Source organism: Lacinutrix sp. 5H-3-7-4 (assembly GCF_000211855.2).
Lineage (GTDB): Bacteria > Bacteroidota > Bacteroidia > Flavobacteriales > Flavobacteriaceae > Lacinutrix.
In genome coordinates, this window is sequence record NC_015638.1 from 2,455,031 (window position 1) to 2,467,637 (window position 12,607).

The 12,607-nt window shown below is 31.2% G+C and carries 10 protein-coding genes; 4 read left to right on the top strand and 6 right to left on the bottom strand.

What is annotated here, in order from left to right; genetic code table 11:
- Positions 1 to 68: 68 nt before the first annotated feature.
- Complete coding sequence (locus LACAL_RS11035) at positions 69 to 530, top strand: thioredoxin family protein (RefSeq protein ID WP_013870821.1); 462 nt, start codon at positions 69 to 71, stop codon at positions 528 to 530.
- 100 nt (positions 531 to 630) lie between these two features.
- Positions 631 to 1,824, top strand: a complete 1,194-nt coding sequence (locus LACAL_RS11040; RefSeq protein WP_013870822.1) for a DegT/DnrJ/EryC1/StrS aminotransferase family protein — start codon at positions 631 to 633, stop codon at positions 1,822 to 1,824.
- Positions 1,825 to 2,382: 558 nt separating this feature from the next.
- Here the strand turns inward: LACAL_RS11040 and ribB are convergent.
- From ribB to tpx, 6 genes are all read right to left on the bottom strand, one after another.
- Positions 2,383 to 3,534 carry a 3,4-dihydroxy-2-butanone-4-phosphate synthase gene (ribB, locus tag LACAL_RS11045; protein WP_013870823.1) on the bottom strand — a complete coding sequence of 384 codons (1,152 nt, stop codon included), beginning with the start codon at positions 3,532 to 3,534 and terminating at the stop codon, positions 2,383 to 2,385.
- Between the two features lie 95 nt (positions 3,535 to 3,629).
- On the bottom strand, positions 3,630 to 5,321 hold the full coding sequence (locus LACAL_RS11050; protein WP_013870824.1) for an LptF/LptG family permease: 1,692 nt from the start codon (positions 5,319 to 5,321) through the stop codon (positions 3,630 to 3,632).
- An 8-nt stretch (positions 5,322 to 5,329) separates the two neighbouring features.
- Positions 5,330 to 5,971: an outer membrane lipoprotein carrier protein LolA gene (locus LACAL_RS11055; RefSeq protein ID WP_013870825.1), complete on the bottom strand. Its 642-nt coding sequence runs from the start codon at positions 5,969 to 5,971 to the stop codon at positions 5,330 to 5,332.
- Positions 5,972 to 6,000: 29 nt separating this feature from the next.
- Positions 6,001 to 8,451, bottom strand: a complete 2,451-nt coding sequence (locus LACAL_RS11060) for a DNA translocase FtsK (protein WP_013870826.1) — start codon at positions 8,449 to 8,451, stop codon at positions 6,001 to 6,003.
- A 75-nt stretch (positions 8,452 to 8,526) separates the two neighbouring features.
- Entirely contained in the window at positions 8,527 to 8,898 is a 372-nt protein-coding gene (locus tag LACAL_RS11065) for a diacylglycerol kinase (protein WP_013870827.1), read from the bottom strand.
- Positions 8,891 to 9,397, bottom strand: a complete 507-nt coding sequence (gene tpx / locus LACAL_RS11070; RefSeq protein ID WP_013870828.1) for a thiol peroxidase — start codon at positions 9,395 to 9,397, stop codon at positions 8,891 to 8,893. The genes LACAL_RS11065 and tpx overlap by 8 nt, the downstream gene beginning before the upstream one ends.
- Before the next feature lie 192 nt (positions 9,398 to 9,589).
- Here tpx and LACAL_RS11075 point away from each other — a divergent pair, with 192 nt between their 5' ends.
- Together LACAL_RS11075 and katG are read left to right on the top strand one after the other, a co-directional pair.
- Entirely contained in the window at positions 9,590 to 10,168 is a 579-nt protein-coding gene (locus LACAL_RS11075) for a fasciclin domain-containing protein (protein ID WP_013870829.1), read from the top strand.
- Positions 10,169 to 10,362: 194 nt separating this feature from the next.
- Entirely contained in the window at positions 10,363 to 12,591 is a 2,229-nt protein-coding gene (katG, locus tag LACAL_RS11080; RefSeq protein WP_013870830.1) for a catalase/peroxidase HPI, read from the top strand.
- The last annotated feature ends 16 nt before the right edge of the window (positions 12,592 to 12,607 follow it).

Genomic DNA, 12,607 nt, shown 5'->3' on the forward strand with positions numbered 1-12,607 from the left:
ATAAGCTGGCAAGATTATTGTATATAATATTTTTTTTATAATATTGTATAGTTTATAAGTTTAAAACAATGAGAAATCTACTACTAATACTATCCATTTGTATATCTACAATTGGTTTTTCACAAGAAGAAGAAATATCTAACCTAAATTGGTTGTTAGATTTAGAAGAAGCAAAACAAGAGTCTCTAAGTTCAAACAAGCCAATATTAATTTATTTTACTGGGAGTGACTGGTGTGGACCATGTAAATTGCTTAAAAAAGACTTTTTTAATACAGATGCTTTTGAAGAAAAAGCAAAACATTTTGTTTTATTAAAAGTAGATATGCCAAGACGTATAGATATAATTACACCAGAACAAAAAGTTAAAAATAAACTCCTAGTTAAGAAATATAATAAAAATGGAGGTTATCCAAATTTAGTTGTTTTAAATAAAAACTTAAATGTAATTGGAGAATTATCAGGTTATACTTTTCTTAGAGAAACAGATAGACATTTTGCTTTTATTGATGGAATTATAGAAAAGTATTAATTAAGTTATTTAATATATTAAAAGCCTTTTAAACTTTGTTTTAAGAGGCTTTTTTAATTTTAGAAATAGAAGTATTTTTGAGAAAAATATAATAAAAGTTATGCCAGGATTTGAACGCTTTGGAGATTTAGAAAGAGAAGAATTACAAGATGTATTAGATAATGGAGTTTTAATGCGTTATGGTTTTGATGGTATGCGCAATGGGCACTGGAAAGCTAAAGCCTTAGAAGCAGAATTACAAAAAACTTTAGAGAGCGATTATGTACAATTAGTTTCTAATGGAACCTCTGCTGTTTCTGTAGCATTAGCTAGTGCAGGTGTTGGAGCAGGAGATGAAGTAATTATGCCAACATTTACTTTTGTGGCCAGTTTTGAAGCTATTTTATTACTAGGCGCAATTCCTGTACTTGTTGATATAGATGATACTTTAGGTTTAGATGCAAAGGCTGTTGAGGCTGCAATTACTCCAAAAACTAAAGCCGTTATGGTTGTACAAATGTGTGGTAGCATGGCTAATATGGATGCCCTATCTCAAGTTTGTGATAAGCATAACCTGCTTTTGGTTGAAGATGCGTGTCAGGCTATTGGAGGTCGTTATAACAATAAACCACTAGGGAGTATAGGAGATTTAGGTTGTTTTTCTTTCGATTTTGTAAAAACCGTAACTTGTGGTGAAGGAGGAGCAATAATAACAAATAACAAGCAATATTATACGAACGCCGACCACTTTAGCGATCATGGACATGACCACGAGGGAAATGATAGGGGAGCAGAAACGCACCCTTTTTTAGGTTATAATTTTAGAATTTCAGAACTACACGCTGCTGTTGGTTTAGCTCAAATTAAAAGATTACCAGAGTTTTTAGAAGTTCAGAAAAAAAACTATACTATTTTAAGAGAAACACTTGCAGAAATTCCAGAAGTAACTTTTAGAACTGTACCAGATGGAGGTGAAGAAAGTTATGCTTTTTTTAATTTCTTTTTACCAGATTTAGAAATAGCAAGAAAAACAATTGCCGCTTTTAAAGAAAATGGAGTAGATGCTTGTTGGAACTACTACGATAATAATTGGCATTATGTTAGGAAATGGAATCACCTTAAGGACGCTAAATCTTTATACCCTTTATCTAAAGATATAAAGGATTCTTTAAGTTTATTAAGTAAAAAAACATTTACTCAAAGTGATCATTATATTGGTCGAAATATTTCTTGCCTAATTAAATTATCTTGGACAGAAGAAGAGGTTAGAAGTAGAGCATTAAAAATGAAAGATGCCATTTTAAATTCACTTTAAAAACATAACTAAATATTATAAATCCCTTTTAGACTTAGGTTTAAAAGGTTTTTTTTTGTTTAATTTTTTTAGCAAAAAAGTTAACCTTTTAGTTTATAAATAAGAAATGGATAGCTATTAATCATTTCAATAAAAACCAAAATTATGACACTCTCAAAAATTCACCATTAATTAAAACAGTTCCTTATGCTTTAGTTGCTAAATATATAGAGAATAAAGTTTGGGATATTAATGGTAATAACATCTTTTATAATGAAGGTAATGTAGGTATTGGTGCCAATTCGCCTAATGCCAAATTAGATATAGTAGCTTCTGGAACAAATAATACACCTGCTCGTGTTGCATTTCCTATGGGTACCTTTTAAATAGAATTTTTTCACCCAAGTCTATCTATAACAGATTGGTCTATTACTAGTGACGTTAGTAATTATATGTTAAAATTAATTTCTGCTGAAACAACTGTAATTAAATGAATAGTAAAGCAATAATTTTTAATTATAAATTTAAGTTCATATTACTCATTATTTTATGTACATGACCTTTAGTTGGTTTTAAAGCCTAGTAGCTAACATATTCTACAATTTCTAATCCGTAACCAATTATGCCTACACGTTTAGTTTGTTGCGAGTTAGAGATTAATTTTAATTTGTGGATATTTAAATCATGAAGAATTTGTGCGCCAATACCAAAATCTTTATTATCCATTGCTATTGCAGGTGCTTTAGTAATTTTACCTTCAGTTTGTTTTTCTTTTAATGCGCTTAAACGGTTAAGAAGATTTAAAGACTGTGCTTGTTGGTTTATAAATAAAATAGCTCCTTTTCCTTCTTTATTAATTACACGAAACATATCGTCTAATTTCTTGTCTGCATTATTAGTTAATGTTCCTAAAATATCATTGTTTACTAAAGTAGAATTCACCCTAGTTAAAACGGGCTCATTAGTAGCCCAATCTCCTTTTGTAAGTGCAATATGAACTTGGTCGTTTGTAGTTTGTTGATATGCACGAAGTCTAAAACTACCAAAACGAGTTTCTATATTAAAATCTTCTTTTTTATTAATAAGTGAATCATGATCCATACGGTATGCCACTAAATCTTCAATAGAAACTATTTTTAAGTCAAACTTTTTAGCAACATCTATTAATTGCGGTAGACGTGCCATTGTACCATCTTCATTCATTATTTCAACAATAACACCAGCGGGTTGTAATCCTGCTAAACGCGCAAAATCTATAGCAGCTTCTGTATGTCCCGTTCTACGTAAAACGCCACCTTCTTTAGCAACAAGAGGAAAAATATGACCAGGTCTTGCTAAATCAAATGGTTTTGTTTCATTATTAACTAAAGCTTGTATGGTTTTAGAGCGATCTCCAGCAGAGATTCCAGTAGTAACGCCTTTACCTTTTAAATCTACAGATACAGTAAATGCTGTCTCCATTGGGTCTGTATTATTGTTTACCATCATGTGTAAGCCTAAATCTTTACAACGGTTCTCTGTTAATGGAGCACAAATTAAACCGCGACCATGAGTAGCCATGAAATTTATCATTTCTGGAGTTACAGTTTCTGCAGCAGCTAAAAAATCGCCTTCGTTTTCTCTATCTTCATCATCAACAACAATAATAACTTTTCCTGCTTTTATATCGTTAATTGCTTCTTGAATTGTGTTTAATTTAAACGCCACTTTAGATTCGGTTTTAGTCGTCATATTCATGCTTTTAATTATGCAAAGATATTGCTTATTTGTGGTTTTATTTTAAAAAGAGATTTGATTTTTACTTAGTAAGTAAAGAAAATATAAAACTATTTTGTGATTTTGTATTTTATAAAATAAAATACCGCAACAATTAAAGAAACAGCACTTAATTGTGTTGCAGCTACTGCGAATTCTGGTAGTTTGTTATTTGCAAATACAAAATGAAGAATAACAAATGCAACTAAAAAAAATAATGCTACAAATGCATTAATAGCTAAACCTTTATTTTTTAAAGATTCTTTATTTGATACTATTTCTTGATTAGTACTATCTAAAAGGTTTTTAGCATCTTTTTTTACAGCTTTCTTTTTGTTGCCAAAACGCTTTGTATACCAATTTTTTATTGGAACAGTAATATGGTCAAACTCAAATATACCACGATCTGCCGTTGCTCTTCTTGTTAAATAAATACTTAAAGGCAACATAATTAATGTAGAAAACCAAGTTGCTAAAGCAGGATTAAATGTACCATCTTTAGCACTGTTTTTTGCAAATATGCCAATAAAATGATAGGTAAGGAAAAGTACTATTGCTATAACCATTGGTAAGCCTAAACCGCCTTTTCTAATTAATGCTCCTAAAGGCGCTCCAACAAAAAATAATATTATGCAAGCTAAAGCTAATGCAAATTTTTCGTGTAAAGCTATAATGTGTCTATTAAGCCAATTAGATTTTGTTTTTAAATTAGCTTCTTTAGATTGTATTATTTGCGTAGTACTAGAAATTGCATTTATAGCATAATCTAAAAGTTGAATTTTTCTGTTATTTTGAAATAAATCTAAAACATTACCGGTGTAAATAGTATCCTTTTTTGGTTCTACAGATAGGTTAAGAGTATTTATATTAGTACGCTTTTCAAGGTTTGTAGCAAAAAGCTCATAAACTTCTTGACGTTCTGTATGCAGTGAATCTGTTGTATAGTTTAATTGCGAAATGTTAAGCATAGAATATTTATTATCTGTGCTTTTATCGTCTAAATCTACTGCGTTTAATTGCGATAAGTCAATATTCATTGTGTACTTATCAAATATACTTTTAGCAAAAGGTTTTCTTAGGCGCTCTTTATAATCTTTAGGTGGTGTATCATCATAGTAATAACCATTAAAAAGAATTAATTTTAAAATATCAGATTTTTCAGCGCTAACCAACTCGCCATTTTCAGCAATTATAGTTTTAAAATTACCTGGTTTTGATTTTTGACCTTGGTGAATAACTACTTTCTCTAAAAACTGTCCACGATCTCCTGTTTTTTTAGAAACCTTAATATTAAAACCTTCACCTATTTGGTTAAATTGACCTTCGGCAATTGCCATTGCAGGTTTTACTTTAGCGATGTTTTTTCTTAAATTAAAGCTGTTATATTCTGCCCAAGGTATTACGTTATTGCTAAAAAAGAAAGTGGTAATACTTAACGCAACAATAAATACGCTTAACCCAGACATGGCACGTTGTAGCGAAATACCTGTAGATTTCATTGCTGCAAACTCATAATTCTCTGCAAAATTACCAAATACCATTATGGATGCTAACAATATAGTTAGTGGTAATATTAAAGGGATTAAAGTAGGTGTAATGTAAAATAAAAATTTTACAATAGTTGCAGGATCTAAATCTTTACCAGCCAATTCTTTGATATATAACCAAATAGCTTGTAATACAAAAATCAGCATGAGTATAACAAACACGCTGATAAAAGTTTTTAGATAAGAAGTTAATATGTATCTATCTAGTATTTTCACTCAAAGACTTAGTCTAATTTATTTATGTAGTAATCTTTGTACTTATTTTCGTCAAATGTAAACAAGGTTTTCGAGATAGGCTCGTTAGTTTTAAAAGAATTAACAGTTAAAGTTGTTTTTGTTCCGTTACGGCCTATTTCTATTAGGTTATAGATATGTTTTGTTTGTGCATCTATACCTAATAAAATATACTTTATAGTAGCTTGCGAGTCTATTGGGGTTAATTTTACATACTGTATCTTTCTACCACGAACATTTTGTGTGATATCCAGTTTGTAAGTAAATCCATCTTCGTAAAACGATAACATTTTACTAGGTGTAATTGTACCTTCTTCAGAGTTGTTTTCTGAAGAAATAGTAACTTCCTCATCTTCAGGGCTTATTGTGTATAATTTACTGCCATCAAAAACTCTTGTAATGCCAAGAATATTTAATTTATACTTTTCACCTTGCATGGTAACATCTCCACGTGTTTCTTGTTTTATGTTTTCAGAAGCATTTTCTAAAACGTATTTAAAATCTATAGCTATATTATTATAACTTTTTACTTTTTGAGAAACTTCATTTAATAAAGATTTTGCTTTTGCATCATTTTGTGCAAATGTTGTGCTTGATATAATAATTGCTAATAATAGTATTACTTTTTTCATTTTGTTATGTTAATAGTACTGTTTAAAATTTATTTACCTTCATTTTCTAATAATTGATCGAGAGCAACTAAATCTGGAACTAAAACTTGTCTTGCTTTACTGCCTTCAAAACCACCAACAATTCCGGCGGCTTCTAATTGATCTATTATTCTACCAGCACGATTGTAGCCAAGTTTAAGTTTTCGTTGTAATAAAGAGGCAGAACCTTGTTGTGCTGTCACAATAATTTCGGCAGCTTCTCTAAATAGTTTATCTCTATCTTCAATATCTATATCAAGACTCGTGCCACCTTCTTCACCAACATATTCTGGAAGTAAATATGCATCTGGATAAGCTTTTTGTGCGCCAATAAAATCTACAATTTTTTCTACTTCAGGAGTATCTACAAAGGCACATTGTATTCTGGTAACATCATTACCTTGAGTGTATAACATGTCTCCACGACCTATAAGTTGGTCTGCTCCACCAGCATCTAAAATGGTACGGGAATCTATTTTACTAGATACTCTAAAGGCAATTCTTGCTGGGAAGTTGGCTTTAATAATACCAGTAATTACATTAACCGATGGACGCTGAGTAGCTATAATTAAGTGAATACCAATGGCACGAGCAAGTTGTGCTAATCGTGCAACTGGAGTTTCTACTTCTTTTCCCGCAGTCATTATTAAATCAGCAAACTCATCAACAACCAAAACAATATACGGTAAAAATGCATGACCATCATTTGGGTTTAGTTTGCGTGCTTTAAATTTTTTATTGTATTCTACAATGTTACGACATAATGCATTTTTTAGCATTTCATAACGGTTATCCATTTCAATACAAAGTGAATTAAGTGTATTAATTACTTTGGTATTATCAGTAATAATCGCTTCAGCTTCATCTGGAAGTTTTGCTAAATAATGACGTTCAATTTTATTAAATAACGTTAATTCTACTTTTTTAGGATCTACTAATACAAATTTAACTTCGGCAGGATGCTTTTTATATAATAAAGAGGTTAAAACAGCATTTAAACCTACAGATTTTCCTTGACCTGTTGCACCAGCCATTAAAAGGTGAGGCATTTTTGCTAAATCTATAACCATTGTTTCGTTGCTAATGGTTTTTCCAATAGCAATAGGTAAGTGCATTTCTGACTTTTGAAATTTTTGAGATGCAATTACAGATCGCATGGATACGATTGTAGAGTTTTTATTTGGTACCTCAATACCAATAGTTCCTTTTCCTGGAATTGGAGCAATAATTCTAATACCTAAAGCAGCAAGTGATAACGCTATATCATCTTCAAGATTTTTAATTTTTGAAATTCTAATTCCGGCATCTGGAACAATCTCGTAAAGTGTAACGGTAGGACCAATGGTTGCTTTAATGGTTTGAATTCCTATTTTATAATTGTTTAGTGTTTCAACAATTTTATTTTTATTGTCCTCTAATTCCTGTTGGTCTATTTTAATGCCTTCAACATCGTACTTTTTTAATAAGTCTAATGGTGGAAATTGAAAATTACTCAATTCAAGTGTTGGGTCAAATTGTCCAAAATCTGCAACTAATTTATCTGAAAGGTTATCGGTTTCAGATTTTTCTTCTTCTACTTTTTCAACCTTAATTTCTAAAGCTTCTTCTTCTTCAATTGTTTCCTCTTTTGGTATTTCTACTTCAAGTTTAGCTGAAGTTGTATTTGTAGTATCTTCAACTTTAATAGTTTCAGAAGGCGTTGTTACTTCTCCTACTGTATTTGTAGTATTAGGTTCTAAAGTTGTTTCTTCTACATTGAAAGCTGTTTTAATAGCTTCAGCTTCATCAGTTAAAGTATTATCTATAGGAACAAAAGTTTCATTTGATGCGTCTTCAAATTCTGTTTTTATATCTTTTTTTGCTTTTTTAAATAAAGAAGCAATACGTTCTGGAGTGAAACCAAACCTTATTGCTAAGTAAGTTATTAACCCAAAAATTAATAATAGTACAACTCCAATTTTGCCTATGTAAGCTTGAAGGTACTCGTTAAGTTCAAAACCAATGGTACCACTTAAAATTCCATAAGTATCACCAATAAAGCCTAATAAAGTTGAAACCCAGATAACAATTATGGTTCCCCAAAACCAATGTTGAGTAAGTTTGTTTTTCTTTAAATCTAAAAGTGTATAGATTCCAGATAAAAAAATTAAACCAGCAAATATAAATGAAGCGATACCAAAACCGCGATATATAAAAAAGTGACTAATCCAGGCGCCGCTTTGGCTTGCCCAGTTTTTTGTTTCTACAGTTCTAGACGGTAATTCTCCTAATAAACTTTGGTCTGCTTTACCAGTAAATAAAAAAGAAAGGAAAGCAATAAAAATTAAAACACCTAAAAGTACAAGTAAACTACCAAAGATTAATTTTTGTTGGCTTGTTAGCTCAATACTAGGCTTTTTAAAAGTTCTCTTTTTTTTTGTGGTTTTAGGTTTTGTTTTCGTTTTTGCTTTTGCTTTGGCCATTTCTGGAATTTAGATTGCGTAAAAATACAAATTACTAACGGTTTTCCTAATGCGTAATTGTGTTTTAAAAGTATATTAAAATATTTTAGGGAAATATATTATGCAACCTATTATTACAGCAGCTATTGCTACTATAAATACTGCACCAGCAGCTAAATCTTTTATAAGTCCTATTTTTGGGTGATATTCTGGATGGATAAAATTTGCTATTTCTTCAATAGCTGTGTTTATACCTTCTATAGCCATTATTAATGTAATTACTAGTATTTGTATGCACCATTCTGTTGCATCTAAATTATAATAAAATCCAGCAATAGTCATAATTACACCAATAAAAAATTGAATTTTTATACTGGCTTCTGTAGTAATTAAAAGGTAGGCACCTTTAAAGGCAAAACCTACACTTTTAATTCTATTTATAATAAAAGGTTCTTTTTTATTATTCATTAGCTAATGCTTGCAAAGAGGCTTCGTAGTTAGGTTCTTCGCCAATTTCTGGTACTTGTTCTGTATATGTTACAATACCATTTTCATTTAAAGCAATTACACATCTTGAATGTAAACCGGCAAAACCTCCAGAGGTTATTTCTAAGCCATAGTTTTTACCAAAACTTCCATCTTTAAAATCAGATAGCATCATAACATTATCTAAGCCTTCAGCAGCACAAAAACGAGCTTGAGCAAAAGGTAAATCTCTAGAAATACAAAGTACTTTTGTATTCTCCATTTTAGATGCTTTTTTATTAAATTCTCTTGCAGATTGAGCACAAACACCTGTATCAACACTTGGAAAAATGTTTAATAATATTTTATGTCCTTTTAAATCAGATAATTTTTGCGACGATAAATCGCTTACAGTTAAATTAAAATCGGGCGCTTGATCTCCTACTTTTGGTAAGCTGCCAGATGTTTCTATTGGTGTTCCTCCTAATGTAATATTAGCCATTTCTATAAATTTTTAGTTTGATAAAAGTAGACATTCTCTTGATAATATAGACTTAACGAAATATTAAATTTTAACAATTAAACTTATAAAGTAGGTTTAGTTAATTAATTGTTAAACCAATTAGTTTTAAAAACCACTTGTATAAAGCTATCGTTAATATGGCAAATAATAAAAACTAAAAAAATTAAATTTATGAAAACCAAAAACATTTTAAAAGCAAGTGTATTAGCATTATCTCTTTTTGTTACCGTAAACGGATTTGCACAAAGTAAAATGAAAAAAGAAAAGACTGTAATGGTTGGTGGAGCAGCAATGTATCCTTCTAAAAATATTGTAGAAAATGCAGTAAACTCAAAAGATCATACAACATTAGTTGCGGCAGTTAAGGCAGCAGGATTGGTAGATGTTTTACAAAGCGAAGGACCTTTTACGGTATTTGCACCAACTAATGATGCTTTTGCAAAGTTACCAGAAGGAACAGTAGAAACTTTATTAAAGCCAGAAAATAAAGAAAAACTACAAACCATTTTAAAGTATCATGTTGTAGCTGGAGATTTTAAAGCTAAAGATATTATGAAAATGATAAAAAAAATGGATGGTAAAGCCAGTATTAAAACAATAGCTGGTGGAACTTTAACCGCTTGGATGAAAGGAAAAGATTTATACATTACAGATGAAAATGGTAACGCATCTAAAGTAACCATTGCAAACGTCAATCAATCTAATGGAGTGATACATGTGGTAGATACAGTAGTATTACCAAAAATGTAAATAAAAAAAAATTAAAAAGCCACTTCATTATGAAGTGGCTTTTTTTTTACACGTAATTATAGTTTCGTGTTATTGGTTTTTTTAAAACAATAGTCTAAAACTATTATTAAATAGTAACAATCAATTTTTTAAATCTTAATTTTAGGAGATATATAACTAATTTTATTTCGAATTAAAAACTAAAATTTATTATTATGGAAAACAATCCTCATGCAAGTGCTCCTCAAGGAAAGAACTTTGATATAAATGAAAGCACAGCAAAATGTCCTTTTTTAAGTGGAACTGTAAAACAAACTTCTGGTGGTGGCGTTAAAAATCGTGATTGGTGGCCAAACGAGTTAAAACTAAATATTCTACGTCAAAATGCTGCAAAATCTAATCCAATGGGAGACGATTTTGATTATTCAGAGGCTTTTAAAAGTTTAGATTATGATGCGTTAAAAAAAGAGTTAACAGCATTTATGACAGACTCTCAAGATTGGTGGCCAGCAGATTATGGACATTATGGAGGATTAATGATACGTATGGCTTGGCACAGTGCAGGAACTTATAGAGTTGGTGATGGTCGTGGTGGAGCTGGAGCAGGAAATCAACGTTTTGCACCAATTAATAGTTGGCCAGATAATGGTAACTTAGATAAGGCAAGACTATTACTTTGGCCTATTAAACAAAAATATGGAAATAAAATTTCTTGGGCAGATTTAATGATTTTAGCAGGAAACTGTGCATTAGAATCTATGGGATTTCCAACTTTTGGATTTGCAGGAGGACGTGAAGATGTTTGGGAACCAGAACAAGATATTTATTGGGGAAGCGAAACTGAATGGGGAGCTAATGAAGAAAGATATAAAGAAGGAGATTTAGAAGATCCTTTGGCAGCAGTAATGATGGGTTGGATTTATGTAAATCCAGAAGGACCAAACGGTAATCCAGACCCAATGGGATCTGCTCACGATGTACGTGAAACGTTTGGTAGAATGGCAATGGATGATGAAGAAACAGTAGCCTTAGTTGCTGGTGGTCATACTTTTGGAAAAGCGCACGGAGCTGCAGATCCTAATAAATATGTAGGTAAAGAACCGCATGGCGCTTCTATTGAAGAAATGAGTACTGGTTGGAAAAATAGCTTTGGTTCTGGTGTTTTAGACGATACGATTACAAGTGGAATTGAAGGTGCGTGGACACCTAACCCAACACGTTGGGATGCAGATTATTTTGATGTATTACTTAATTACGATTGGGAATTAACAAAAAGTCCAGGTGGCGCACACCAATGGAAACCTACAGCAGCATCTAATGCTAAAATGGCACCAAAAGCGGGTGATGCAAATGGTAGACAAGAATTAATGATGACGACTGCAGATATTGCTTTAAAAACTGATCCTAAATATTTAGAAATATCTAAGCGTTTTCATAAAGATCATAAAGCTTTTGAAGATGCATTCGCACGTGCTTGGTACAAATTAACACACCGTGATTTAGGTCCAACATCACGTTATTTAGGTCCAGAAGTGCCTAAAGAAGAATTATTATGGCAAGATCCAATTCCAGAAGTAAACTACACTTTAAGTGATTCAGATATAGAAACATTAAAAGGTTTAATTTCAGACTCTGGTTTAACAGTATCGCAATTAGTAACTACAGCTTGGGCTTCAGCTTCAACATTTAGAGGTTCAGATAATCGTGGTGGAGCAAATGGAGCGCGTATTGCTTTAGAGCCACAACGTAGTTGGGAAGTTAACAATCCAGAAGAATTAAATAAAGTTTTAAACGTTTTAGAAGACGTAAAAAATAAGTTTGATGGCGAAGTCTCTTTAGCAGATGTTATTGTTTTAGCTGGAAATGTAGGTGTAGAAAAAGGATTAAAAAATGCAGGTTATAATCATACTTTAGAGTTTACTCAAGGTAGAGGTGATGCAACACAAGAGCAAACAGATATCGAACAGTTTGGATACTTAGAACCATTAGCCGATGGTTTTAGAAACTATATAAAAGATAATTTAAAAATTGCAGCTGAAGATTTATTAGTTGATAAAGCTAATTTGTTAACATTATCTGTACCAGAATTAACCGTTTTAGTTGGTGGATTACGTGTTTTAGGTGCCAATTACGATGGATCAGATTATGGTGTATTTACAGACAAGGTTGGTAGCTTAACTAACGATTTCTTTAAAAACATTTTAGATTTTACTTACACGTGGAAAGCAACTTCTGAAGACGATAGATACTTTGAAGGAAGTAATAGAAATACCGGAGAAGTGAAATTTAAAGGTACAAGAGCCGATTTAATTTTTGGTTCTAATACAGAACTTAGAGCAATTGCTGAAGTTTATGGAGCAAACGATGGGCAAGATCGTTTTGTTAAAGACTTTATTGCAGCTTGGACTAAAGTGATGAATTTAGATCGTTTTGATGTGAAATAAAATTCACTAACATATA